At 71.1% G+C, this 25,388-nt stretch carries 22 protein-coding genes and 1 riboswitch; of the genes, 14 read left to right on the forward strand and 8 right to left on the reverse strand.

Annotated features, from left to right (window positions below; genetic code table 11):
* Positions 1–84: 84 nt before the first annotated feature.
* A complete protein-coding gene (locus RFN52_RS11630) occupies positions 85–378 on the forward strand; it encodes a hypothetical protein (protein WP_030837127.1) in 294 nt (97 codons plus the stop codon).
* A 121-nt stretch (positions 379–499) separates the two neighbouring features.
* On the opposite strand, the gene RFN52_RS11635 is transcribed toward RFN52_RS11630, so the two are convergent.
* Genes RFN52_RS11635 through RFN52_RS11645 form a run of 3 tightly spaced genes read right to left on the reverse strand, consistent with a single transcriptional unit; the run spans position 500 to position 3,755 of the window.
* Positions 500–1,570, reverse strand: a complete 1,071-nt coding sequence (locus RFN52_RS11635) for a prenyltransferase/squalene oxidase repeat-containing protein (protein WP_184845767.1) — start codon at positions 1,568–1,570, stop codon at positions 500–502.
* Positions 1,567–2,316 (reverse strand): class I SAM-dependent methyltransferase, encoded by a 750-nt coding sequence (locus RFN52_RS11640; protein ID WP_184845769.1) that lies wholly within the window; start codon positions 2,314–2,316, stop codon positions 1,567–1,569. Before RFN52_RS11640 ends, RFN52_RS11635 begins: the two co-directional genes overlap by 4 nt.
* The gene (locus tag RFN52_RS11645) at positions 2,310–3,755 is read right to left on the reverse strand and encodes a glycosyltransferase family 4 protein (RefSeq protein WP_184845770.1); all 1,446 of its coding nucleotides are present in this window, start codon (positions 3,753–3,755) and stop codon (positions 2,310–2,312) included. Before RFN52_RS11645 ends, RFN52_RS11640 begins: the two co-directional genes overlap by 7 nt.
* Positions 3,756–3,966: 211 nt before the next feature.
* On the opposite strand from RFN52_RS11645, the gene RFN52_RS11650 reads away from it, so the two are divergent.
* Positions 3,967–4,626 carry a TetR family transcriptional regulator gene (locus tag RFN52_RS11650; protein WP_184557148.1) on the forward strand — a complete coding sequence of 220 codons (660 nt, stop codon included), beginning with the start codon at positions 3,967–3,969 and terminating at the stop codon, positions 4,624–4,626.
* A gap of 302 nt (positions 4,627–4,928) precedes the next feature.
* Here the strand turns inward: RFN52_RS11650 and RFN52_RS11655 are convergent, their stop codons facing one another.
* The 3 genes from RFN52_RS11655 to RFN52_RS11665 form a co-directional block, all read right to left on the reverse strand.
* A complete protein-coding gene (locus tag RFN52_RS11655; RefSeq protein WP_184845772.1) occupies positions 4,929–5,162 on the reverse strand; it encodes a ferredoxin in 234 nt (77 codons plus the stop codon).
* A 2-nt stretch (positions 5,163–5,164) separates the two neighbouring features.
* Complete coding sequence (locus RFN52_RS11660; protein ID WP_184845773.1) at positions 5,165–6,616, reverse strand: aldehyde dehydrogenase; 1,452 nt, start codon at positions 6,614–6,616, stop codon at positions 5,165–5,167.
* A gap of 666 nt (positions 6,617–7,282) precedes the next feature.
* Positions 7,283–10,048: an AAA family ATPase gene (locus tag RFN52_RS11665; protein ID WP_184845774.1), complete on the reverse strand. Its 2,766-nt coding sequence runs from the start codon at positions 10,046–10,048 to the stop codon at positions 7,283–7,285.
* A gap of 307 nt (positions 10,049–10,355) precedes the next feature.
* Here RFN52_RS11665 and RFN52_RS11670 point away from each other — a divergent pair, with 307 nt between their 5' ends.
* From RFN52_RS11670 to RFN52_RS11695, 6 genes are all read left to right on the forward strand, one after another.
* On the forward strand, positions 10,356–13,052 hold the full coding sequence (locus RFN52_RS11670) for a CHAT domain-containing protein (protein WP_184845775.1): 2,697 nt from the start codon (positions 10,356–10,358) through the stop codon (positions 13,050–13,052).
* A gap of 276 nt (positions 13,053–13,328) precedes the next feature.
* On the forward strand, positions 13,329–13,979 hold the full coding sequence (locus RFN52_RS11675; RefSeq protein WP_184845776.1) for a DUF6338 family protein: 651 nt from the start codon (positions 13,329–13,331) through the stop codon (positions 13,977–13,979).
* A 119-nt stretch (positions 13,980–14,098) separates the two neighbouring features.
* Positions 14,099–14,509 (forward strand): hypothetical protein, encoded by a 411-nt coding sequence (locus tag RFN52_RS11680; RefSeq protein WP_184845777.1) that lies wholly within the window; start codon positions 14,099–14,101, stop codon positions 14,507–14,509.
* A 106-nt stretch (positions 14,510–14,615) separates the two neighbouring features.
* Complete coding sequence (locus RFN52_RS11685) at positions 14,616–15,641, forward strand: Strvi_7410 family MBL fold metallo-hydrolase (RefSeq protein WP_184845778.1); 1,026 nt, start codon at positions 14,616–14,618, stop codon at positions 15,639–15,641.
* Between the two features lie 74 nt (positions 15,642–15,715).
* On the forward strand, positions 15,716–16,183 hold the full coding sequence (locus tag RFN52_RS11690; protein ID WP_184845779.1) for a nuclear transport factor 2 family protein: 468 nt from the start codon (positions 15,716–15,718) through the stop codon (positions 16,181–16,183).
* A 58-nt stretch (positions 16,184–16,241) separates the two neighbouring features.
* On the forward strand, positions 16,242–17,147 hold the full coding sequence (locus tag RFN52_RS11695) for a Sco1979 family transcriptional regulator (RefSeq protein WP_184845780.1): 906 nt from the start codon (positions 16,242–16,244) through the stop codon (positions 17,145–17,147).
* A gap of 4 nt (positions 17,148–17,151) precedes the next feature.
* Here RFN52_RS11695 and RFN52_RS11700 read toward each other — a convergent pair whose 3' ends face one another.
* Positions 17,152–17,967, reverse strand: a complete 816-nt coding sequence (locus tag RFN52_RS11700) for an SAM-dependent methyltransferase (RefSeq protein WP_184845781.1) — start codon at positions 17,965–17,967, stop codon at positions 17,152–17,154.
* Positions 17,968–18,201: 234 nt separating this feature from the next.
* On the opposite strand from RFN52_RS11700, the gene RFN52_RS11705 reads away from it, so the two are divergent.
* Entirely contained in the window at positions 18,202–18,921 is a 720-nt protein-coding gene (locus RFN52_RS11705; protein ID WP_184845783.1) for a hypothetical protein, read from the forward strand.
* Here the strand turns inward: RFN52_RS11705 and RFN52_RS11710 are convergent.
* Entirely contained in the window at positions 18,824–19,420 is a 597-nt protein-coding gene (locus RFN52_RS11710; RefSeq protein WP_229856247.1) for a hypothetical protein, read from the reverse strand. The genes RFN52_RS11705 and RFN52_RS11710 overlap by 98 nt on opposite strands.
* A gap of 96 nt (positions 19,421–19,516) precedes the next feature.
* A riboswitch (adenosylcobalamin-variant (AdoCbl-variant) riboswitch) is annotated at positions 19,517–19,605 on the forward strand.
* 122 nt (positions 19,606–19,727) lie between these two features.
* On the opposite strand from RFN52_RS11710, the gene RFN52_RS11715 reads away from it, so the two are divergent.
* Genes RFN52_RS11715 through RFN52_RS11735 form a run of 5 tightly spaced genes read left to right on the forward strand, consistent with a single transcriptional unit; the run spans position 19,728 to position 25,251 of the window.
* Entirely contained in the window at positions 19,728–20,942 is a 1,215-nt protein-coding gene (locus RFN52_RS11715) for an SCO2321 family membrane protein (RefSeq protein ID WP_184845784.1), read from the forward strand.
* Positions 20,939–21,574, forward strand: a complete 636-nt coding sequence (locus RFN52_RS11720; protein ID WP_184845786.1) for an SCO2322 family protein — start codon at positions 20,939–20,941, stop codon at positions 21,572–21,574. The genes RFN52_RS11715 and RFN52_RS11720 overlap by 4 nt, the downstream gene beginning before the upstream one ends.
* A 25-nt stretch (positions 21,575–21,599) precedes the next feature.
* Complete coding sequence (locus RFN52_RS11725; protein ID WP_184853856.1) at positions 21,600–22,721, forward strand: CbiQ family ECF transporter T component; 1,122 nt, start codon at positions 21,600–21,602, stop codon at positions 22,719–22,721.
* Positions 22,718–24,415, forward strand: a complete 1,698-nt coding sequence (locus tag RFN52_RS11730; RefSeq protein WP_184845788.1) for an ABC transporter ATP-binding protein — start codon at positions 22,718–22,720, stop codon at positions 24,413–24,415. Before RFN52_RS11725 ends, RFN52_RS11730 begins: the two co-directional genes overlap by 4 nt.
* Positions 24,415–25,251 (forward strand): ECF transporter S component, encoded by an 837-nt coding sequence (locus RFN52_RS11735; protein ID WP_184845790.1) that lies wholly within the window; start codon positions 24,415–24,417, stop codon positions 25,249–25,251. The genes RFN52_RS11730 and RFN52_RS11735 overlap by 1 nt, the downstream gene beginning before the upstream one ends.
* Positions 25,252–25,388: the final 137 nt, after the last annotated feature.

Genomic DNA, 25,388 nt, shown 5'->3' on the forward strand with positions numbered 1-25,388 from the left:
GCACGGGGAAGCGCACGGAGGAGGCCGGCGGACGTGGCACACCCGACCGGGTTTCATCCAGAGTTCAAGGGCAATCCGGAGAGTATGTCCCCTCGATATCGCAACGGTGCGAATCAAGCCGGCACGATCGTGGCGGTCGTGGCCGACATCATGGCCCTGATCCTGGGTCTCTGGATCCTGATGTACCTCCTGGACGCCAACCCCGGCAACTCGTTCGTCCAGTTCATCCACGACGCGGCCCGCTGGCTCGCCGGCTGGTCGCACGACCTGTTCACCTTCGACGAGGCGTGGGCCCGAGTGGTCTGCGGCTACGGCCTGGCGGCGGTGGTCTACCTGTTCATAGGCCACGCGATAGCCAACCGCGCCCACCGGCACTGAGAACGCGGTGGGGGGCTCGCCCTCCAGGGGCGCGGGGCTGTGTCGATATGCGGCTCCGCCGCATGGGCGCGACAAGCCACGCACCACCCACGCCCGCGCAACGGGCGAGCCCGCCGAGCTCTCAGGCGCAGCACTCCGACTCAAGCCCCACAGGCAACTCCGCACCACCGAACACCTGGCACGTGGCCTCGTGTCCCCCCAGCGCGGCCACGGCCAGCAGCAACGACCCGGCCGTCCACGTGGTCAGCTCCCGCGGCCAGATCGCGTCGTCGTCAAACACATACCCGGTCCAGTACAGCCCGCTGTCCTCGTCCCGCAGATGCCGGATCGACTGCAGGATCTCCAGTGCCCTGTCGGACTCCCCCATCGCCCAGAGCGCGAGCGCGAGTTCGGCCGACTCACCGCCCGTCACCCACGGGTTGGGAACCACACACCGCACGCCCAGCCCGGGCACGACGAACCGTTCCCAGTCCTCCTCGATCCGGGCCTTGGCCTCCGCACCGGTCAGCGCACCGCCGAGCACCGGGTAGTACCAGTCCATGGAGTAGCGGTTCTTGTCGAGGAACCGCTCGGGGTGGTGGCGTATGGCGTGCCGCAGCGCACCCGCCGCCAACTCCCAGTCCGGTTGGGCCTCTTCGCGCTGTTCGGCGATGGCGAGAGCGCAGCGCAGCGCGTGGTGGATGGAGGAGCTGCCCGTCAGCAGGGCGTCCGCCGTCTGCGTGCCGTCGTCGTCGCGCCGCCAGCCGATCTGCCCGCCGGGCTGCTGGAGGCGGAGCACGAACTCCACGGCCGCGTACACCGCCGGCCACATCCGGTCCAGGAACGCGTCGTCGCCGGTGGAGAGATAGTGGTGCCAGACGCCGACGGCTATGTAGGCGACGAAGTTGGTCTCCCGGCCCCGGTCGGTGACCGCGTCGGGGTCGCCGTCGGTGTAGGCGGCGTACCAGGAGCCGTCCTCGTTCTGGTGCCGGGACAGCCACAGGTAGGCGCGTTCGGCGGCCTCGTGCTCACCGGCCGTGTCGAGGGCCATGGCCGCCTCGACGTGGTCCCACGGGTCGAGGTGGTGCCCCCGGAACCAGGGGATCGCCCCGTCCTCGCGCTGCACGGCGAGGATGCCGGCGACGGTCGCGGCGGCCTGCCCGGCGGTGAGCACCCCGGGCAGGACCAGATGTTCCGTCCGGGGAGTGGTCACGTGGCGTCCGCCCCGGTGTCGGCCAGACGCGGCAGGTGCGGCTTGGTCGCGTACGCCACGAAGCTCTTGCCGATCAGCGGGTTCAGCGCCTGCTCGGCGACCCGGGTGGCCAGCGGCTTCTTCATGATGTCCCAGACGAGCAGCTTGTGGTACGCCCGCACCGGCAGCGCCTTGTCGTTGTCGACGCCGAAGGCGCACTTGAGCCACCAGTAGGGCGAGTGCAGGGCGTGGGCGTGGTGCGTGCCGTAGGGCTCCAGGCCGGCCTCGCGGATCTTCTCCACCAGCTCGTCGGCCTTGTAGATGCGGATGTGGCCGCCCTCGACCTCGTGGTAGGCGTCGGAGAGGGCCCAGCAGACCTTCTCGGGCCCGTAGCGCGGGACGGTGACGGCGATGCGCCCGCCGGGCTTCAGCACCCGCACCATCTCCGCGAGGACGCCCTTGTCGTCCGGGATGTGCTCCATCACCTCGGAGATGATCACGACGTCGAAGGACTCGTCGGGGAAGGGCAGCGCGAGGGCGTCGCCCTCCATGGCCGTGGCGGTGGCGCCCTCGGGGGCCTCGCCGGCCTCCTTCATCGCCGCGAACCACTTGGCGACCTCGCGGATCTCGTCGGCGTTCTGGTCCAGGGCCACGACCTGCGCGCCACGCCGGTAGCACTCGAAGGCGTGCCGGCCGGCACCGCAGCCGAGGTCCAGGACGCGGTCGCCCGGGGCGAGCGGGAACCGGGAGAAGTCGACGGTCAGCACGTGGCCCTGCTTTCGGAGTTGACGCCTTCTACATCTGCCGGGGCTGCGGGGACAGCACCTGCTGTGCCTGCCGGGGCTACGGCTGCGGCACCGGTCGAGGGGGCCGTAAGGCCGGAAGTCCGCGGCACGGTACGCACCCCGGCCCGGTCGATCGCCTCGCGGTAGCGGGCCACCGTGCCCTCCGCGGCCCTGGCCCAGGTGAAGTGGCGCAGCACCCGTTCGCGCCCGGCCGCGCCGAGGCGGGCGCGGAGCTCCGCGTCGCCCAGCAGCCGGCCCAGGCCCGCGGCGAGCGCGCCCGCGTCGCCGGGCGGTACCGCCAGGCACGTCTCGCCGTCGCGGCCGGCGACCTCGGGTATGGCGCCGCCGGTCGTGGCGAGCAGGGGCGTGCCCGTCGCCATGGCCTCGGCGGCCGGGAGCGAGAAGCCCTCGTAGAGCGACGGCACGCAGGCGACCTGCGCCGAGCGCACGAGGTCGACGAGTTCAGCGTCGGAGATGCCCTTGACGAACTCGACGGCCTCGGCGACGCCGTAGCGCTCCATCGCCTGGGCGACCGGACCTTCGGCGGGCCGCTTGCCGACGACGACGAGATGGGCGCCGGGATGCTCGGTACGGACCTTGGCCAGCGCCTCGACGAGGTGCACCAGGCCCTTCAGCGGCACGTCCGCGCTGGACGTCGTCACGATGCGGCCCGGCACGACCGGCACCGAGGGGTCGGGCGAGAACAGGTCGGTGTCGGCGCCGATGTGGACCACGTGGATGCGGTCCCGCCGGACGCCGAGGTGGTCGATGATCTCCTGCTGCGAGGTGCCGGACACGGTGAGCACGGACGGCAGCCTGCGCGCGACGCGCTTCTGCATGCGCGTGAAGGCGTACCAGCGCCGCACCGACAGGCGCCGCTTCCGTCCGTCCGCCGCGTCCAGCTCCAGCTGCCGGTCGACGGTGATGGGGTGGTGGATGGTCGTCACCAGGGGCGCGCCGACATCGCCCAGCAGGCCGTAACCGAGGGTCTGGTTGTCGTGCACGACGTCGAACTCGCCGCGGCGGGCGCGCAGGTGGCGGCGGGCGCGCAGCGAGAAGGTCAGCGGTTCGGGGAAGCCGCCCGTCCACATCGTCGCGACTTCCAGCGCGTCGATCCAGTCGCGGTACTCGCCGCGCCCCGGCGTGCGGAAGGGATCCGGCTGGCGGTACAGGTCGAGGCTGGGCAGCTCGGTGAGACGCAGCCCGTCGTAGCCCTCGTCGAGGACGGGGTAGGGCTGGGCGCCGATGACCTCGACGCGGTGGCCGAGGCGGGCCAGTTCGCGGGAGAGATGCCGGACATAGACGCCCTGTCCGCCGCAGAACGGGTTCCCTTTATAGGTGAGGAGCGCGATGTGGAGCGGTCGCAAGCCGTCGGCGGCGGGGCCCTCCGTAGCCCCGGCCTGACTGGCCTCAGCGGTCACTCTGGGCCCCCTTCTCCCTGCACTGTCCCGCGAGATTACGCCGGGACGCTAATCTAGAACAAGTTTCAGACTTGATCGTTCGGAGGCTCTGAATCTACCGGCAGGTAGGGGTGCTGTGAGCAGTGGATCAGGTGATTCACGCCACGACCGGCGCCGTGCCATGCTGTGTGATCACTCGTCCTCACGGACGGTCACGGAACGGGACCGACACATGCCCGCGGAAGCCAAGGTGAGCGCCAAGGTGAACAAGCCGGCCAAGGTGGAAGCCGGAGCGGCAGCCCCCGCCTCCCCGCCCCTCACGGAGCGGCAGGAGGCCCGCCGCCGCCGCATCCTGCACGCGAGTGCGCAGCTGGCCAGCCGGGGCGGCTTCGACGCCGTGCAGATGCGCGAGGTCGCGGAGTCCTCGCAGGTGGCGCTCGGCACGCTGTACCGCTACTTCCCTTCCAAGATCCATCTGCTGGTCGCCACGATGCAGGACCAGCTGGAGCACATGCACGGCACGCTGCGGAAGAAGCCCCCGCAGGGCGAGACGGCGGCCGAGCGGGTGGCTGAGACGCTGATGCGGGCCTTCCGCGCCCTCCAGCGCGAGCCGCATCTGGCCGACGCGATGGTCCGCGCGCTGACGTTCGCCGACCGCAGCGTGAGCCCCGAGGTGGACCAGGTCTCCCGTCAGACGACGGCGATCATCCTGGACGCGATGGGCCAGGAGAACCCGACCCCGGAGCAGCTCTCGGCCGTCCGGGTCATCGAGCACACCTGGCACTCCGCGCTGATCACGTGGCTGTCGGGCCGGGCCTCGATCGCTCAGGTGAAGATCGACATCGAGACGGTGTGCCGTCTGATCGACCTGACGGCACCGGCCACTCCGTAGGCGCCCGGACACGACGAAGGACCTACGAGACGGGTTCCCTTCGCCGGCATGGTCCGGATCAGGTGATGGGGGTCGCCTTCCGGTCGCCCGGCCTTGCGGCCCTGCGTCCTTCCGGCCTCTCAGCCCTACCGTCGCAGTCGGCACCAGCGGAAGCCCTAACTTCACTTCCCGCCGACGTCGGCTACTCCGGTCGGACTCCCTCACTCGCCTCGTAGGCCGATTTCCAGGATAGAACGCCCACAAGGGAATGAAACCCCTCTATCCATGATTTTTCGGGCGCCACGGTGCCGGCGCTGGGGGCGCTACTCCTCCGGCGGGAACACCGCTTCCCCGCTGCCCCCCAGCGTGATCGTGATGGCCTCCGCCGGGCAGCATTCGGCCGCCTCCAGCACCCGCTCGTTCGCGTCCATGTCGGGCGCTGTGGGACGGGACTGGCGGGCGGCGTCCAGGCGGAAGCCGTCCGGCGCGTGGTGGAGGCACTGGGCCGAGCCGATGCACAGGGAACGGTCGACCTCGACGTGCCAGCGGTCGCCCATCGCTACCCCTGCGCCGGGAGGTGGATCATCTTGTGCTCCAGGTACTCGCCGTACCCCTCGGGCCCGAACTCCCGCCCCAGGCCCGAGTTCTTGTAGCCGCCGAAGGGGCCGAGCATGTCCAGGCTGAAGGTGTTGACGGAGTACGTGCCCGTCCGGACCTGCCGGGCGATGTCGATGCCGTGCTCCACGTCCGCCGTCCAGACGCTGCCGCTGAGCCCGTAGTCGGAGTCGTTGGCGATCTTCACGGCGTCGGACTCGTCGCCGTAGGGCAGCAGGCAGATCACCGGGCCGAAGATCTCCTCGCGGGCGATGCGCATGGAGTTGTCGACGTCGCCGAAGAGGGTCGGCTCGACGTACCAGCCGCGGTCCAGGCCGGCCGGGCGTCCGCCGCCGGTGAGGATCTTGGCGCCCTCCTCCTGGCCGATCCGGATGTAGTCGAGGTTGCGCTGCTGCTGTCGCCGGGCCACCAGCGGGCCCACCTGGGTCGCCGGGTCCAGCGGGTCGCCGACCGTCAGGGCGCCCGCCGCGGCGGCGAGGGCGTCGGCGAACTCGTCGTAGCGGGAGCGCGGCAGGAGGATGCGGGTCTGGGCGACGCAGGCCTGGCCGTTGTTCATCCAGGCCGCCGGGGCGATGCCCGCCACGGCCGTCTCGACGTCCGCGTCGGGCAGGACGACGGCCGCCGACTTGCCGCCCAGTTCGAGCGTCACGCGGGTGAGGTTGCGGGCGGCGACCTCCATCACGCGTTTGCCGGCTGCGACCGAGCCGGTGAAGGACACCTTGTCGACGCCGGGGTGCCCGACCAGGTACTCGCTGACGTCCCGGTCGGCGGGCAGGATCGACAGCACGCCCTCCGGCAGCCCGGCCTCGCGGGCGATCTCGCCGAGCAGATAGGCGTCGAGCGGGGACTCGGGCGAGGGCTTGAGGACGACCGTGCAGCCGGTGAGCAGGGCCGGGGCGAGCTTGGCGGCGGCGACGAACTGCGGGACGTTCCAGGGGACCACGGCGGCCACGACCCCGACGGGCTCACGCCGTACGAGGATCCGGCCCAGCACGCCGTCCCGGCACTCTTCGTGGGTGAAGTCCCGGGCGACGGTGATCGCCGAGTCCCAGACCATCACCGCGCCGAGCGCCTGGGCGAGGACGCTCCAGGAGTACGGCGATCCGTTCTGGGCGGAGATCACGCGGGCGATCTCGTCGTGCCGGACGGCGATGGCGTCCTTGATCCGGCCCACGACCTCGATCCGCTCGTCGAGGCTCATACGCGGCCAGGGCCCCTCGTCGAACGCCCGCCGCGCCGCCGCCACGGCCCGGTCCACGTCCGCCGTCGAGGCGTGCGGGACGCGTCCGATGACCTCCTCGGTGTGCGGCGAGATCACCTCGATGACGTCCTGGCCCAGGGGGTCGGTCAACTCCCCGCCGATGAACAGCTGTCCGTGTTCCACGAGCTCGGTCATGGCGTATGCCTCCCGGGGGACGACGCCCTTTCTGACGGCGCTTCAGAACTGATACCAGTTCTAGTTGGAGTAGTCCACGGACGGGACGAGAATCCTCTGACCATCGGTTTCCCCAGTGATCAGGTACGGGCTTGGAACGCATGGGCCATCAGGGGGCTTGCCGGCCGCGGAGTCAGCCCCTCTCCGCATCAGGGCGGACACCAGCAAGTGGTTGCGTCGCAGCACGGTGGCGGGGGCGGTGGCGGCGCGGGCACCTGGTAGGGGCTGGCAGGAGGCGACTCCGGAGCCGTGCATGTCGACACCAAAGTCAGCAGGAAGACAATCGCCGCCAGGAATTCGACGAAGATGATGAACTGGCGCATCTGTTCGCGGTCCTCCTCACGGACGGCGCATAACTCGCTTCGTCTCGGCGCCCCTCGGCCCAGACGGAAGCGACGATTTCCGCATGACATCGCTCAACATCGCGGGTGCGTGTAGGCGCTGGTCGGGTGCCTTCCCATCTGCGCATCGCTGCGGCGGCCGAGGAAGCACGCTGTGCACGTTACGGAGTTTCACCGCTGGGACATACCAGTGATTTCCCTAGCCGTGCCGGGCTCCGCATCCGTGCCGGCATCGGTCGCCCACTCCGCCTCACCACTTCGGCGGCAATGAGGACCGCGGCGTCCCTCATGCAGGATGCTGCGTGCCGACGGCCAGACGACTGGCGAGTTGGACTCGGGACCGAACGCGCAGTTTGGTGTAGATATGGCTGAGGTGATACTCGACCGTCTTCTCGGACAGGAACAGCGTCGCGGCCACTTCGCGGTTGGTGTGACCCTTGGCGACAAGCACTGCGACCTGCGTCTCTCGCTCTGTCAGTGCGACAGGCTCATGGCTGCGACGGGTGGGCGTCTCGAATCCGGCCGCTCGAAGTTCCCGCTCGGCGATCCCCGTCCACGGATCTGCGCGGAGGCGCTCGAACACCCGTCGGGCGGCGAGGAGGGGACGACGGGCGGCACCGCGCTTCCTTCCCCTCCGCAGGAATCGTCCGTACGCGAGGTCGGTACGGGCCTTCGCGAAGGGATCCGGCAGTAGCTCGTGATGCCGCAAGGCCTCCACGTAGGCGTCTTCGTCGGCATGGATGAGCCCTCGGCACCGTGCAGTAACCGCCTGTCCCCACGAGGACGGCGCCCGCTGGACCTGGCCCATGAGTTCACTCAGCGCCGCTTCGGCGCCGCAGGGGTCGTCTGCGGCCAAGCATGCTTCGATCAGGTCGGGCTGGTGCTGCAAGACGGCCGGTTCCCCAAGCCCCGAGGCCGCCACCTGCTGCTGGAGGTCATGAAGGCGGGCTGCGGCTTCGGAATCCTTGCCGCTGCCCAGGTCGAGGAGACCGACTGCGGCTTCCATGTACGGGGTGACCAGGTCCGCCCCCCGACCCTCGACGAGTCGGCGAAACTGGCGGGCATGTTCGATGCACTCCGCGGTGCGTCCCCGAGCAGCCTCTATCCGGGCCGAAGTGGAGATTGCGTAGGCCTGCAGGACCGGCTGTCCCACCTCGGCAGCAAGGGCGGTTCCTTCGCCGGCCAGGGCGTAGGCGTCGTCCCAGCAGCCGGTGCGCAGCTGCAGGTCGGCCAAGACGGTCAGGTAGGGGACGAGCCGCTCCGAGGCGCCGATCCTGCGTGCGCTCCGGATGGCTCGTTCCAGCAGCGTCCGTGCCGCGGGGAACCGCTCGAGCCACATGAGATCCATTGCGGAGAAGCTCGTCGCCTCGACTCCGATGGAGAGCGGGTCGGTCTCAGTGAGGAACTTTTCACAGGAGTCGAATACGGCGGCGGCCTCGCGGCGTTCGCCGGAGAGCATCATCGTGTGCGCCCGCATCAGGGCCGCCGGTTTTTCGAATGATGCGGCCCCATCCTGGCGGACGAATGCGGAAGCCCGGTCGGCGGTCACGCGCGCTTGGGCGATCCCGCCGCCCATACATGCCGCACCCGCGGCGGCGACCAACAGCGGCACCGCATGCGCCGTCTCGAGCCCCTCGGCCATGTCGACCAACTGGTCGTGGACACGGCGCGGTGGCTGGCGCAGAAGCAGGATCTGACTGCGCAATCCGGTCGCCCCGGCGCATACCGTCGCGTCGTCGGTGGCGTTCGTGGCGGTCTCGGCCAGAGTCAACGCCTGATCCCCTCGGCCGGCGAGCTGTGCCACCTCGGCGGCTGCCAACAGGTGGCGTCCCCGGTCGACCGGGAGGGGCGAAAGATCGGCGGCACGCTCGTAGGCACGGACAGCGGCGGGCAAGGCGCCCCGGTCGCGGGCCCTGGCGGCGGTGTCAGCCAGCGCCGCCGCTGCGGCAGAATCCGCCTCGGCCGCCGCGGCGGCAAGATGCCAGCTGCGTTGCTCACGGTCCACCGGGCCGGTTCGGTCAGTGAGCGCCCCGGCCAGGGCTCGGTGGGCCTCACGCCGCTGCTCGGCTCCGGCCATGTGGTATGCGGCCGCGCGCAGCAGCGGGTGCGCGAACGTCACCTTGCCGCCTGACCGGTCGATGACATGAGCTGCCTCGAGTGTCTGCAGAACCTCGACGTTCAGGGTGAGTCGACGCAGCGCCGCCGTCAGCACCGCGGCTTCCTCGGTGTATGCGGCTGCCGCAACCGTCAGCGCGCGGCGACTGGCCTCCGGGAGGGCTGCCAGCCGGGCCGAGTAGGCGGCGGTCAGCCGCGGGCCCACCGGCCAAGGCCCGTCGAGTACCTGAGCGTCGGGCAGAGCGGACGCTGCTTCGAGGAGGGCCAGAGGGTTGCCTGCGGTCTCCCGGTAGAGCCGTTTGAAGGGTTCGCTGTCGGCGGGTACGTCAGCCACCCTTTGCACCAGCGCGGCGGCTGCCGTCGGCTCGAGACCGCTGAGTTGCACCGTCGGCAACCCGGCCGCGGTGAAGGGGCAGTCCTCGTCGTCGCGTGCCGTGACCAGCACCGCCACCGCCTCGGCCTGTAAGCGCCGAAATGCGAAGAGCAGGGCCTTTGTGCTTGCCTCGTCCATCCAGTGCGCGTCGTCCACGGCGACCAGTACAGGAGTTGCGGCGGCGGCATCCGTGAGCAGCGTCAGTGTGGCTGCCCCTAAGGTCAATCCGTCCGGAGTGTGGCCCTCCTCCAGCGACAGGGCGGTGCGCAGGGCGCGTGCCTGTGCCGACGGCAGCCGGTTGATCAGGTGCTCCACGGGACGCACCAGCTCACCGAGCCCGGCGAAGGCGAGTTCGGCTTCCATTTCGATGGCCGTGGCCCGCAGCACCACCATCCCCGCGGCCTCCGCCACCACCTCCTCCAGCAGGGCGCTCTTTCCGATTCCCGGCTCGCCCTGCAATACGAGTACTCCGCTTCGCCCCCGTCGGGCATCCGCGACGAGTTGCCGCAGACGCGCCCGCTCCTCCGCCCGCGACAGTAGTCCCCGCAGTCCCCCCAGCGTCATCACAACATCCCCCGAGCAACAGACGACCGATCAGTGGCGACGTCTATACGCCGCGTGACGAGTGTGGCCGATCCCCCGTCGCGCCCGCAGGAACTAGGGAACATCCTGATTCGCGCCACGCTCGGCCCTGGCACGGTGGTACGGCAAGAGCACTGGCGGTCGTACGGTGTTCTGACAGGCCGCCTGGCTGCATCGGATTTCCCGCAACAGCTCGGTATGCCACGGCACTTGGGTGACATGCGGCCGTCCGTCTGCCGACGACATCGGGGACATGGAGCGATTTCGGGGACACGGGGGCACGGGGCGTATGACGGAATTCCACAACCTGGCCACGGACTTCTTCGAGGTGCAGGCGCAGTACTGGCAGGCGGCTGACGCAGGGCAGCCGACCGGAGGGCTATTTCAGCAACTGACCCTCCTCGGACGGCGGCTGCTCACGGTGCTGGGCCGGCCCGGCGGTGCCACACCGGGCCCGGTCAAGGCGTCCGACGTCGCGGGGATCCTGCTCGACGTCCACGGCCGCGAGCTGACCACCCACCCGTCCGGAGCCCGGACGTACCGGCAGGTCGAGGAGTTCTGGGCGGCGGCTGAGGAGTTCACGTCCCACGCGACCCCGGACCAGCTCCGCAACTTCCTGGCGGGCAAAGCACAGTACGAGCTTCAGGAGGGCCGGGCCAGTGAGGCCCTGGCGCTCGTGGACCGGGCCACCCACCTGCCGGACGGCCCTGCCCTCCCACCGCCATCCCCTTACGGAGACCTGCGAGTGCTGCACGCCGAGGTGCTGCACCGGCTTCACGATCAGGAGACCGTTCTGGAGGTGCTGGCACCTCTGGAGGCGGAGCTCGCCGCCCTCCTCCCTGACGGGCCGATCGACGAGACCGACCCCGAAGCGATGCGTCTTCTCTCGGCCCGCTCCGGCCACGGCGACGACGGACCGGCGACGGCCGCCCGGCTGCTCCAGGCATCCACCGTCTATATGCGGCTGCTGGATGTGAAAGCGGGCGCGTTGCGGGACACGGGCCGGCCGGAAGCGGCCGAGCGGGCGTTTGTGAGATGCATGCCGCTCTACACCGCGTCCGGTCTGACGGAAGTGGGACTGCTGCAACGTGCCCGTTGCGCGCTCGACCGCGACGCGGTGGCCGAGGCACACCGGCTGCTGGAATTGGCCGCTCCGCTGTTCGACGGAGCCGACGCCGGAGACCGGACGTCGATGCGGGCACATCTTCGGTTGGTACGCGGCGCGGCGTACTGCCGCCTGCGTGCCGAGGCTGCCCGGCTGGGGAATGGGGACGGATGGTGGAAGGAGTCGCTGCGCTGGTGCGACCGCGGTGAGCGCTGCACGGCAGACCATCCCGACGACCTGCTGGCGGCCGGCCTGCACGCCGAGCGCGCCCGGGCCCACCGCGCCACCGGAGACCAGACAGGTGCGGTGCGTGCTTATCGCCAGATGGCACTCGCTCTCGACCGGGTGCTGCGCGTGCCGCTGGGTCACCGCTTCGACACACTGCATCTGCGCTTTCACCAGCCGTTGTTCAAGGAGGTCCAGGCCTTCGCTGAGGAGACCGGCGATGCGCAGCTGTGTGCGGTCGTCACCGATCTGCTCAAGGCCCGCGCCTTCTCGGCACGGTTGTCCCTGCTCCGCTCGGAAGCGTGGCGCACGCCGGCCGCCTCGGCCGACACCACGGGGCGGGACGTACGGAACGGACCGGACCACGGCGCGTTCACGGAAGTGAGCCGGCGGCTCGCGAGCGCCGAGCGACGCGGCGCTTGGAAGGAAGCCGATCGCCTGCGCGTCGAGCGTGCCGGACTGCTCACCAAGATCCGAGCGATCGATCCTCGCTGGCGTCTCATCAGGGATGATCCGCCCTTCGACCTCGACAGGCTCAGCCACTTCCTGGCCGCCTACGGCACCGCCGCGACGGGCGGCAATCCCGGCCCGTGCGTGGCACTGAGCCTGTACGAACGCCCCGACAGTGTCCTGGCCGTGCTGGCCACACCGGACGGCGGACTGCACATGGGCACCCGGCGGCTGGACAACAGGGTTCTGAGCGCGCTGGAGGCACACCAGCGCGAACTCCAAGAAGGGCCCGCGCTCCTGGATTTCTGGGGCCATCGCGGCATCGGCTTGGCCGACCTGATCCCTCCGGCCTTCGCCGACAAGATCGCCGACAGCGGCACCTGTCTGCTGGCTCCGCACGGACGCCTGCACACCCTGCCCTGGACGGTCGCCCGCCACCATGGCCATCATGTGATCCGCCGAACGGCCATCGGCATCGTCCCCAACCTGTCCTGTGTGCCGCTCCTGGACCACCGCCCCGCCGGACGGGTCCGGGCCACACTGCTGGGCGTCACCCGACAACCCGAGGGCAAGGAGCTGCCGGAGGCAGGGCGGGCGGTGCGCAGCCTGGCCGAGTACCTGGGAGCGCACCGGCTTCGCGAGGATCCAATCACCGGTCACCATGCCACAGTTGCGACGCTGCGGGACCTGCTGAACTCCGGGCCGCCCGACCGCAGCATCACGGACGTACTCCACATCGTCACCCACGGCCTGGCAGCCCCAGGGGCACCTTTCGACGCCGGGGTGCAGCTGATCGACGGCGTACTCGAAGCGGGCGAAGTCCTCATGAGCCGCATGTGCTTCCAAGAGGTGCTGCTCACAGCATGCAGCACCAGTCTGCGAGCCACGGCCGACCACAGCGGTGGGCATGGGGCACTCGAATTCCTGACGCCCCTCACACCACGCCCGCTCGAACTGGCCGGTGACGTCGCCAACGCGCTGGTTCACGCCTTCCACGAGGCGGGAGCGGCCTTTGTCCTGGCCAGCCCCTTCCCCATGCGGTCGAGGCTGGCGACTCACCACTGCGCCGAGTGGATCGTCCACCGCTGTCACGGCAGCGCCCCGCTGGAAGCCGCTCGACGGGCCGCGGTGGCACTGCTGGACGAGGACGACTCACCTGAGCAGACCGACAAGTGGGCCGGCATAACGGCCTACGGAGCTAGGTGACCACAGCCCTTGAAGGACGACGATGACGCTCGACCACGAGCGGGAAGGACGACGATGACGGACGAGACGGAGCCGCAGCCGACACCGCCCACGCCCTCCGCGGAAGAGGAGGCCAAGGCGTTACGGAGCCTGCTGGACAGGGACGCCGAAGCGGACGAGGACCGCCCACTGGGCGGCATCAAGAGCCAGTACAAACCTACCGACCGCCGTCCGTCCCCGCCTTCTCCGCCGGTTCCACCGGCTCCCCCGACACCCCCAGCCGCCGAGTGACCCTTCATGCCCTCCAGCCTCGTGGGGCTCATAGCCCTGCTGTTCGCGGCCGTCCCCGGCTATCTCTACCTCATCCACTACGAACGCCACGGCCTGCGCGAACGACCAGGCGCCACAAGGGAAGTCGCCGAGCTCTTCACGGTCGGCACCTTCGCGGCGCTTGCCACCGCAGCAGGCGTTCTCGCCCTCGCCGAGAACGTGCCGGGCCTCGCCACGCTCGACGGCGTCCTGTCCGGCGCCGCCTATGCCCGCTCGCATGCCTGGCACCTCATCCGTTCCGGAGTCCTCATCCTCACCCTCAGCACCGTCACCTGCATCGTGCTGGGGGAGCTGCGCGGCCGTCACAGCGGCGCGAGCAGCTGGTCCACCACGCCCGGCACTGTATGGGCGGAACTTCTCAAACCCCGGCGGGGGGAGGCTGACCCCGAGGTGCAAGTGCTGATGGACGACGGCACGCTGGTGTACGGCAGTGGACACATGGTGTCCGACGAGCGGGACACCTACTACCGCGACGTCGCCCTGCACCACCCCATCTCCATCCGCAGCCCCGGCGAAGACCACCCGCGGTCCACGGACGCGGACTACGTCATCATCCCCGGTGGCCACATCCGGCTCATCGAGATCACTGCGGTCCCCCTGAATCGTGTCCCGGATTGATTGGCACTCGCCATGCTGCCAAAGCGCCGTGAACCGAGCGCCTCTTTCAAGGGTGCACCGGCGCCGGCTTCCTTGATTCTCTGGCAGAGAAAGAGCCCAACGGTAACAGTGAGGACGAAATGACAACTGAGCAACGCGGCCTGCTTGGGCGGCTGATCAAGGTGCTGAGCCTGCTGGCGCTCATGGTGGTGTACATCGGCAGCCTTTGGGCCACGTACCGGCAGTTGGACGCCGAACCTGTCTTCGACGGAGCACTCGGTGTTCCCAGTTGGGGCCATGCGGCACTCGTCATGGGACTTATGGTGTGCGGCGGATTGGGCATCACAGCGGCCATCATTGACGGTCGGCGAGAATCTTCCTCCTGGCTTATCACCATGACGGGCGTGGCGGCAGCGCTTGCTTGGAGCCTATGGGCCTCCCTCAGCAAGGAAGACGACTCGGCAGGAATGCTCTTCGCCGCCCTCTCTCCCGTGATCAGCCTGCTGGCCCTTGTCGAACTGATGCGCCGATTGCGCACCCGGCCTGAGTAGGTGACCTCGGAAGCGATCAACGCCTCCCATCGCTGGGCCGTGTCTGGGGGCAACCTTTGTAACCGGTTCTAGTTATAGTGACGGGGAGCCGGCGACAGGGGAGCCCATGACACAGGTGACCGATCACGGCGGAGGGGTCCGGTCCCTCCGGGTCCCGATCCCGGACAACCCGCTCGGCCACACGCTGGTGTACGTCGTCGACACCGACCGCGGACCGGTGCTGATCGACACCGGCTGGGACGACCCGGAGTCCTGGGACACCCTCGCGGAGGGCCTCACGGCCTGCGGCACCTCGGCCGCCGAGATCCACGGCGTGGTCATCACCCACCACCACCCGGACCACCACGGCCTGTCCGGCCGGGTCCGGGAGGCGTCGGGCGCGTGGATCGCGATGCACGCGGCGGACACCGCGGTCGTACGGCGGACCCGGGAGGCCCGCCCCGAGCGCTGGTTCACGTACATGGCGGCCAAGCTCGCCGCGGCCGGCGCCCCCGAGGAGCACATCGCGCCCCTGCGGCAGCCCCGCCACCGCACCCTGCCCGGCCTCTCCCCCGCCCTGCCCGACCGCGACATCGTCCCCGGCGAACTCCTGGCGCTGCCCGGCCGCCGCCTGCGCGCGATCTGGACCCCGGGGCACACACCGGGCCACGTCTGCCTCCACCTGGAGGAGACCCACCCGGCCCGGCTCCCGGGCCGGGGGCGCCTGTTCTCCGGCGATCACCTGCTGCCCGGGATCACCCCGCACATCGGCCTCTACGAGGATCCGGAGGACGCCACTGTCACCGACCCCCTGGGCGACTACCTCGACTCCCTGGAGCGCGTCGGCCGGCTGGCCCCCGCCGAGGTCCTCCCGGCCCACCAGCACCCGTTCCCCGACGCCGCCGGGCGCGTACGCGAGTTGCTCACGCACCACGAGTCACGCCTGACCGCCCTGCTGGCGCTGCTCGCCGAGCCCCTCACGCCCTGGCAGCTCGCCGAGCGCATGGAGTGGAACCGCCCCTGGGCCGAGATCCCGTACGGCTCCCGCACCATCGCCGTCTCGGAGGCCGAGGCGCATCTGCGGCGGCTGGTGAAGCTGGGCCGGGCGGAGGCGGTGCCGGGGAGCGACCCGGTGACGTACGCGGCGGTGTGAAGGCGGCGCAAGCAACGGGCAATGCCAGGTGCAACCGCGTCGCCGGGCGGCCCGAAGGAATGCTAGAAACCCCCATGGACCCCATGGAGCGCCTCCTCGCCGAACGCGCCTGCGAGCGCTTGATCCTCGACTTCGTCCACCGGCTCGACCTGGGTGAACCCTCGTCCGTCGCCGGGCTGTTCACGGAGGACGGTGTCTGGCAGTGGCCGCAGGACGGGCGGCGGGCCGAGGGGCGTGACGCCCTGCGTGCGTACTTCGGATCCCGTCCGGCCGACCGGCTGTCCCGCCGCATGATGTCCAACGTCCTGGTCACGGTGACCTCGCGGGACACGGCCGAAGCGGTCTCCTACTTCACGACGTACCGCGTCGACGGCTACGAGGGCGGTGTCATCCCGGCCGGGCCGCCGGTCCAGATCGGGCACTACGAGGACACGTTCCGCCGGGCCGGCGACGGGACCTGGCTGCTCGCCTCACGGACCCTCCATCTCCCCTTCGGCGGACCCACACCGCGTCCGAACATGCCTGCGTCATACGGCTCTTGACGTTGCCGGGCGCCCCCTAGGATGGTCGGACGCAACGCTCGCACCGGGAGAGATGCCCATGGGCACCGAAGAGGCCGCACGCACGACGACCGGCAGCGGGGCCCTGGACGGCGGGTGCACCGGGCCCATGGTGCCGCGCCTCGCCCTCGGCGCGCGGCTGCGCGCGCTGCGGGAGGAACGGGGCATCGGCCGGGCCGACGCAGGGCACGTCATCCGTGCCTCCTCCTCCAAGATCAGCCGGATGGAGGCCGGCCGCCACGGCTTCAAACTGCGTGACGTCGCCGATCTGCTCACCCTCTACGGCGTCACCGACGAGGCCGAGCGGGCCACCCTGCTGGCGCTGGCCGAGCAGGCCAACACCCCCGCCTGGTGGCGGCACTACAGCGACGTCGTGCCCACCTGGACGCAGACCTACCTCGGGGCCGAGCAGGCGGCGAGCCTCATCCGCTGCTTCCGGGTCCAGCGCGTCCCCGGCCTGCTGCAGACCCCCGACTACGCCCGGGCCGACGTCCGGCTCGCCCACCCGGACGCCGGTGCGGCGGAGACCGACCGCAGGGTCGCGCTGCGGATGGCCCGCCAGCGGGTCCTGCACCGGCAGCCGGCGACCCAGCTGTGGGCCGTGATCGACGAGGCGGCGCTGCGCCGCCCGGTGGGCGGTATCCGTGTGATGCGGGACCAGCTCAGGCATCTCATCGAGATGTGCCGGCTCCCGCATGTCACGGTGCAGATCCTGCCGTTCGTGGCCGGCGCGCACGCCGCGGAGGGCGGTCCGGTCACCATTCTGCGGCTGCCCGGCGGGCAGTTGCCCGACGTGGTCCACCTGGGGCAGCTCACCACCGCGCTCTACCCCGACCGGCCGGCCGACATCGAGTGCTACTGGGACGCCATGAACCGGCTGGTGGTCGAAGCCGAGTCGCCGGACGAGACTCCGACCATTCTGCACCGCATCCTTCAGGAGACCTGAGCGCTCAGTTCTTGCGGGCGACGCCGCCGTACTGGTGCACCTCGGCGGGAAGCCCCAGGGCCGCCGCGTCGGGACGCCAGCGCGAGCAGGAGGCCACGCCCGGTTCGAGCAGTTCCAGGCCGTCGAAGTAGCGCTCGATCTGCTCGGGGCTGCGCAGGATGTACGGGATCGAACCGCCGTCGTTGTACTGCTGGATGGCGCGGACGTAGTCCTCGCTGGTGTCGGTGGAGTCGTACTGCACGAGGTAGCTGCCGGGGGGCAGGGCGTCCACGAGCTGCCGGACGATCGAGCGCGCCTCGTCGTGGTCCTCGATGTGGCCGAGGATGCCCATCAGCATGAGGGCGACGGGCCGGTCGAAGTCCAGGGTCTTCCCGGCCTCCCGGACGATCGTGCCGGGCTCGCGCAGGTCGGCGTCGACGTAGTTGGTGACACCTTCCGCCGTGCTGGTGAGCAGCGCGCGGGCGTGGGCCAGCACCAGGGGGTCGTTGTCGACGTAGACGATCCGGCTCTCCGGGGCCACCCGCTGGGCGATCTGGTGGGTGTTGTCCACGTTGGGCAGGCCGGTGCCGATGTCCAGGAACTGGCGGATGCCCTCTTCGGCGGCCAGGTGGCGGACGGCCCGGGCGAGGAAGTAGCGGGCGGCGCGGGCGCCCGTCTCGATGCCGGGGAAGATCTCGCGGAACGCGTCGCCGGCCACCCGGTCGACTTCGTAGTTGTCCTTCCCGCCCAGCCAGTAGTTCCAGATCCGGGCCGAGTGCGGCACCGAGGTGTCGATCTTGGGGAACGGCTCCTGCTCGGGGGTCTCCGCCTGGTCGGTCATGGACACTCCTGCGTGTGTGGTCGGGGAGCCCCACGTTAGTCGGTCTGCGCCCGGGAGAGGATCAACTCCGCTGCGGCAGCCAGGAGTTCTGTTCAGCCCGCGTCACCGCGCGTCTGGCGCCGCGGGCGCGAGCTTCTCGATCACGAGCGGTGGCTGCCCTGGCACGGCCGGCCGAGGCTGAGCACGCTCAGGAAATGAGTACGCGGCTTCGTGGCGTCAGCCGATCATGTGAGCATGACCGATCAGCTGACGATCAGTGTTCTGACTTTGCAGCACAGGATCCCGGACGACTGGGCGGCGGACCCTTGGGCCGAGGTGCGCCCCCTGATCGACGGCGTAGACCTTCTGAAGGGAGTCCATCCGGAAGGGGTGGCACTCAGCTGCCGACACTGGAGGGGCCCGGCCGAGAGCTGGCCGCTGAAAGCGACGAATCAGCCACGCAGAGTCATGCTAACCGAGCCGACCTGCACCGCCGGCTGCTGCGGCGCTCTGTACGTCACCATGCGCCGCGAGGGCGACCGGGTGGTCTGGGACGCCTGGGAAAACACCAGCAACATCACCGCCGTGCTCGCGGACATCCACTTCGATGCCGCCCAGTACGACGCCGAACTCGCACGCGCCGCAGCGGACCGCAGCTGGGAGGAGCCGGTAGACACCGTGGCCCGGCTGCTTGAGCAGACCCTTACGGGCAGCGGCTGGTTCGAGCGGTGGGGCTGCGTTCTCACGGGTGTCTGGCCACGCCGCAAAGAGCCCGGCGTCGCCGAGGAGCTCACCAGCCCCGAGGGCGTCGATGTCGAGTTCCAGCACGGCCAGGCACCGGGAGAGCGTGCATGTTCTTACGCGTACGAATTGTTCGTCACCCACGATCAGTCCGTGGAGGAGCAGGCACGGCAGCTCGCGGCCCGCATTCTCGCGGACGATCCGCGGAAGACGGCTGAGCTTCGAGAATGCTGAGACTTCTTTTCTGATAGCGCGAATCGGGTGGCCCGAAGGTGAGCTCGTTGTCGTCGAGGGCGTTGGCGATGGTCAGCCGGCCGCGGGGGAAGCTGAAGCTGACGGCGACTGCTCCCTGGGCCATGTCGTCGCCCGTCCACTCGAGGAGCTGTACGTCCTGAAGGACCTGGTCCTGCAGAGCGTGCAGCTCGGGGCGCCTGTCGTGACGCCACTGGAGATCGAAGTCGGCCCATCGGACCGGCTGGCGGGGGTCGACCGTGTTCCAGGTGATCGAGAGGTCGTCGAACTTCTGGTGGTTGATCTCGACCTGTTCTCCGGTGAAGTCGAACAGGACGGGGCAGTCGGAGAACCACTCGTCGTCCTGGACGTCCCGGACAAGCCAGACGCGGGCCAGCGGGCGGCCGATGAGAGCACGCAATCGCCGGCCATGCGCTGCCTCGACCGCGAAGCGACCGTTCAGCCAATGAGGCCGGTAGCCGCCGATCCCGAAATCGAACACTTCAGGATCCTCCCATGAGCCGGGGCCCGAGCCCCCCCACTCCGCCCCCCTCGGCCCGATTCCTACGTCCGGGTACAGTAAGCGGGTCGTCATCACACCGTACGGGGGGAAGCCGGTGCAATTCCGGCGCTGACCCGCAACCGTGAACCGCCGCCCAGGTGGTGAGCCGGATCGCCCCGTACGGTTTCGTGACCGGCTCACGTGCCCGGCAGACCGCCGGTCACGGCACCGTCGAGGTATACGGAGCCGAGCCGCCGGGGTGTCCCGTGCTGCCCGGCTCCCCCACAGGGAGAGGCACCCGCCGATCATGAACGTCCGCCGCAGCGCCGCGGTCCTGGCCGCCGTCGCCGTGATCGGCGCCGCCACCCCGGCCGCCGCAGACCCGTCCCCGTCGCCGTCCCAGGCGTTCCCCTCCGCCCTGTACGGCGACAAGGACCCGAAGTTCGACGGCGTCTGGCGCCAGTCGCTCGCGCTGCTCGCGCAGGACACCGTGGGGGTGAAGCCGGCCGCGAAGTCCGTCCAGTGGCTGGTGCGTCAGCAGTGCGCGGACGGCTCCTTCGCCTCGTACCGCCCCGACCCCACCACCGCGTGCGACGCCAAGACCATGCTCGACACCAACGCCACGTCCGCCGCCGTGCAGGCCCTCACCGCGCTCGGCGGGCACGACGACGTCACCCGCAAGGCCGTCGGCTGGCTGAAGGCCGTGCAGAACAAGGACGGCGGCTGGGGCTACTCGCCCGGTGGGGCCAGCGACACCAACTCGACGTCGATCGTCATAGGCGCGCTCGCCGCCGCGGGCGAGAAGCCCGACCAGGTGGAGAAGGACGGCAAGTCCCCCTACGACGCGCTGCTGAAGCTCGCCCTGCCCTGCGGCGGGGACGGCGACGGCGCCTTCGCGTTCCAGCCGGACAAGAAGGGCGAGCTCGCCGCCAACGCGGACGCCACGGCGGCCGGTGTGCTCGGCGCGCTGGGCACGGGCATGGTCGTCGAGCCCGGCAAGAAGTCCGACGCGACCTGCGAGAAGGCCGCGACGCCGCGGCAGGCGGCGGCGAACGGCGCGGGCTACCTCACCGCCGCCCTCGCCAAGGACGGCGACCACCTCATGTCCGCCCTGGCCGGTGCCGAACCCCAGCCCGACTTCGGCAACACCGCCGACGCGGTCGTCGCGCTCGCCGCGCAGGGGGACACCGCGCAGGCGGAGAAGTCCGTGCGGTGGCTGGAGAAGAACTCCGCGTCCTGGGCCGCGCAGAGCGGTCCGGCCGCCTACGCGCAGCTGATCCTCGCCGCCCACGCGACGGGCACGAACCCGCGTGACTTCGGCGGCGCGGACCTCGTCAAGCAGTTGGGCGCCACGGGCCCGGCCCCGCAGACCGCCGGGAAGACCACGTCCGGGGCCTCGGACGAGAAGGAGGACTCCGGCTCGGACTTCTTCGGGGTCTGGTGGTACGTCGGCGTCTGCCTGGTCGCCGGCATCGGCATCGGTTTCCTGTTCACCGGCCGCAAGAAGCAGCAGCAGCTGTGATCCGCCGGGCCGTTCTCCTGCTCCTGGCCTCGCTCCTGCTGTGCGCGGGTGCGGGCCAGGCCCAGGCCGCCGGTTACCGGTACTGGTCGTTCTGGGAGCGCGACGCCGGCCGCTGGGTCTACGCCACCCAGGGCCCGTCCCTGGCCCGCCCCTCGGACGGCGACGTCCAGGGCTTCCGCTTCGCGGTGAGCGAGGACTCCGCGAACGCGGTCCGGCCGCGCGGCACGGCCGACTTCGCGACGATCTGCGCGAAGACGCCGGCGCAGGAGGGCAGGAAGCGGGTGGCCCTGGTCATCGACTTCGGCACCCCGTCGGACGCCCCCGGCGGCGAATCCCCGCCCGCCGCCCGCACGGCCTGCGCCCGGGTCTCCCCCGACGCGACGACGGCCGAGGCCCTGGCCGCGGTGGCCGAGCCGCTGCGCTACGACACCAACGCCCTGCTGTGCGCGATCTCGGGCTATCCGGAGAAGGGCTGCGGCGAACAGGTCTCCCGGGACGAACAGAAGCGGAAGCCGGTGGCGGAGAAGAGCGCCCCGTCGAACGACGGGCCGTCCCTGGGCCTGCTCGCGGGTGTCGCCGTGGTGGTGGCCCTGGGCGGCGCGGCGATCTGGCAGGTACGACGGCGTGGCTAGCCGTCCCGCCCAGCCTGCGGGCGGTCTGGCCGGCACCCCGGAGCGCCGGGCCGCGCAGCCGCCCCGGCCGGGGCGGCAACGCCGGGCACAGCTGCACCCGGGAGCCTGGTGGCTCTGGTCCCTCTCCCTCGGCACCGCCGCCACCCGCACCACCAACCCCCTGCTCCTCGCGCTCCTCGTCTCGGTCTCCGCCTACGTCGTGGCGACCCGCCGCCCCGACACCCCCTGGTCCCACTCCTACGGCGCCTTCGTCAAACTCGCCCTCGCGGTGATCCTGATCCGCCTCGTCTTCGCGATCGTCCTCGGCTCCCCCGTCCCGGGCACGCACACCCTCCTCACGCTGCCCGAACTCCCCCTCCCCGCCTGGGCCCAGGGCATCCGCCTCGGCGGCGAGGTCACAGCGGAAGCGCTCACCTTCGCGCTGTACGACGGAATGCGGCTGGCCACGCTCCTCATCTGCGTGGGCGCCGCGAACGCCCTCGCCAACCCCTCCCGACTCCTCAAGTCCCTCCCGGGCGCCCTGTACGAGATGGGCGTCGCGGTCGTCGTCGCCCTCACCTTCGCCCCGAGCCTCATCGCCGACGTCCAGCGGCTGCGCGCCGCACGCCGTCTGCGCGGGCGCCCGGACAGCGGCATCAGGGGCCTGCTGCACGTGGGCCTCCCGGTCCTGGAGGGGGCGCTGGAGCGTTCCGTCGCCCTGGCCGCCGCGATGGACGCCCGCGGCTACGGCCGTACCGCACAGGTCCCGCCCGGCGTACGCCGTACCACCGCCGCCCTCACCCTCGGCGGCCTGCTCGGCGTCTGCGCGGGAACGTACGGCCTCCTCACGGCCGAAGGCGCCGCCTACGGTCTCCCCGTCCTCCTCGCGGGTCTGGCCGCCGCCCTCGCGGGCCTCAAGCTCGGCGGCCGCCGCTCGCTGCGCACCCGCTACCGCCCGGACCGCTGGGACGTGCGCGCCTGGCTGGTCGTCGCCTCCGGCGTCGCGACAGCGGCCCTGCTCGCCCTCGCCGCGGCCCGTGACCCCGCGGCCCTGCACCCCGGCGTGGTTCCCCTGGTCGCCCCCGCCCTCCCCCTCTGGCCGGCCGCGGCCGTACTGCTCGGCCTGCTGCCCGCGTTCGTCGCCCCCGACCCCAAGGAGCTGTCGTGATCCGCTTCGAGGATGTCTCCGTGACCTATGACGGGGCCTCCGAACCCACCGTCCGGGGCATCGACTTCGAGGTCCCGGAAGGCGAACTCGTCCTGCTGGCGGGCCCGTCCGGTGTCGGCAAGTCCACCGTCCTGGGCGCGGTCAGCGGACTCGTCCCGCACTTCACCGGCGGCACCCTGCGCGGCCGGGTCACGGTCGCCGGCCGCGACACCCGCACCCACAAGCCGCGTGAACTGGCCGATGTCGTGGGGACGGTCGGCCAGGATCCGCTGTCCCACTTCGTCACGGACACCGTCGAGGACGAACTCGCCTACGGCATGGAGTCGCTGGGCCTGGCCCCGGACGTGATGCGCCGCCGCGTCGAGGAGACGCTCGATCTGCTGGGCCTGGCCGGCCTGCGCAACCGGCCGATCGCGACGCTCTCCGGCGGCCAGCAGCAGCGCGTGGCGATCGGCTCGGTCCTCACCCCGCACCCAAGCGTCCTCGTCCTGGACGAGCCGACCTCCGCGCTGGACCCTGCGGCCGCGGAGGAGGTGCTGGCGGTCCTCCAGCGGCTCGTCCACGACCTCGGCACGACGGTCCTCATGGCCGAACACCGCCTGGAACGCGTCATCCAGTACGCCGACCAGGTCGTCCTGCTGCCCGCACCGGGCGCTGCCCCGGTGCTGGGCGCCCCGGCCGAGGTGATGGCGGTGTCCCCGGTGTACCCGCCGGTGGTGGCCCTGGGGCGCCTCGCGGGCTGGACCCCGCTGCCCCTGACGGTCCGCGACGCCCGCCGCAGGGCAGGGGATCTACGCCAACGACTTGAGGCACGCGAGGGCAGCGCCCTTCAGGGGCGCGGGGCTGCAGTCGATGTGCGGCTGCCGCCGCGTGGGCGCGATCAAGCACATTCGGCCCGCACCCGCAAACGACCCGCACAGCCCGCCCCGGAAGGCGCCGCCCACATCCAGGCCCTCTCCGTCACCCGCGCCCGCATCCAAGCCCTGCACGACATCACCCTCACCATCACCCCCGGCGAGACCATCGCCCTCATGGGCCGCAACGGCGCCGGAAAGTCCACCCTCCTCAACGCCCTGGTCGGCCTCGTCAAGCCCACCTCGGGAACCGTCCGGGTCGGCGAAGCCACCCCCCACCGCACCCCGCCGAAGGACCTCGTCCGCAAGGTCGGCCTGGTCCCCCAGGAGCCGCGCGACCTGCTCTACGCCGACACCGTCGCCGCCGAGTGCGCGACGGCCGACCAGGACGCCGGCGCGGACCCGGGCACCTGCCGGGCCCTGGTCACCGAGCTGCTGCCCGGCGTCACCGACGACGCCCACCCCCGGGACCTCTCCGAGGGGCAGCGGCTCGCGCTCGCCCTGGCCGTCGTGCTGACGGCCCGGCCCCCGCTGCTCCTGCTGGACGAGCCGACCCGGGGCCTGGACTACGCGGCGAAGGCCCGGCTGGTGACGGTACTGCGCGCGCTGGCCGCCGAGGGGCACGCCATCGTCCTGGCCACGCACGACGTGGAGCTGGCGGCGGAGATCGCCCACAGGGTGGTGCTGCTGGCGGAGGGCGAGGTGATCGCGGACGGCCCGACGGCCGAGGTCGTGGTCTCCTCGCCGTCCTTCGCCCCGCAGGTCACCAAGATCCTGGCGCCCCAGCACTGGCTCACGGTCGCGCAGGTCCGCGAGGCCCTGCGCCCCGAGGCCGACTGATGGCCACCTCGCCCACGGACCGGCGCCAGGCCCGGGCCGTCCGCCTCGGCCCCCGCTCCCTCACCGCCCTGGCCCTGGTCAGCGCGGTGGGCGTCGCCGGCTTCGGCTGGCCTTTCCTCGCCCCGCCCGGCTCGCGGATCGGCGCGCACGCGCAGGACGCGCCCTGGCTCTTCGCGGGCCTGCTGGTGCTGCTGGTGGCGGTCGTGGCCGCGGCGATCTCGGAGTCCGGTCTCGGCCCGAAGGCGGTCGCGATGCTCGGCGTGCTGGCGGCCACGGGGGCGGCCCTGCGGCCGATCGGCGCCGGTACCGCCGGGATCGAGCCGATGTTCTTCCTGATGGTGCTGAGCGGCCGGGTGCTCGGCCCGGGCTTCGGGTTCGTCCTCGGCTCGGTGACCATGTTCGCGTCCGCGCTGCTCACGGGCGGGGTTGGGCCGTGGCTGCCGTTCCAGATGCTGGCGATGGGCTGGTTCGCGATGGGCGCGGGCCTGCTGCCGGGCCCGGACCGGCTGCGCGGCCGGACCGAACTCGCGATGCTGGCCGGCTACGGCTTCCTCGCCGCGTTCGCCTACGGCACGGTGATGAACATGGCGGGCTGGCCCTTCATGAGCGCCCTCGCCTCGAACGTGGCCTTCGATCCGCACGCGCCGCTCGCCGCGAACCTGGCCCGTTTCGTCGCGTACTGCGTCGCCACGTCGCTCGGCTGGGACCTGGGGCGGGCCCTCGTCACGGTCGTCCTGACGCTCGTCCTCGGCCCGGCGGTCCTCAGGGCGCTGCGCCGGGCGACGCGCCGGGCGGCCTTCGAGACGCCGGTCACGTTCGAGCCGCCCCGGCAGTGAGGCCTCCCACATGACCCACGTCACGTACGAAGCGCGTTCGTAGGAACACGCTCCCGGTCAGAGGCCCGGTGCCGCGCCGGACGTGCTGCCCTGCCTAGTACGAGAGGGCTTTGCCGGCACGGGCGGGCCCTGTTTCC

The sequence above is a fragment of the Streptomyces collinus genome (assembly GCF_031348265.1).
GTDB classification, from domain to species: Bacteria; Actinomycetota; Actinomycetes; order Streptomycetales; family Streptomycetaceae; genus Streptomyces; species Streptomyces collinus.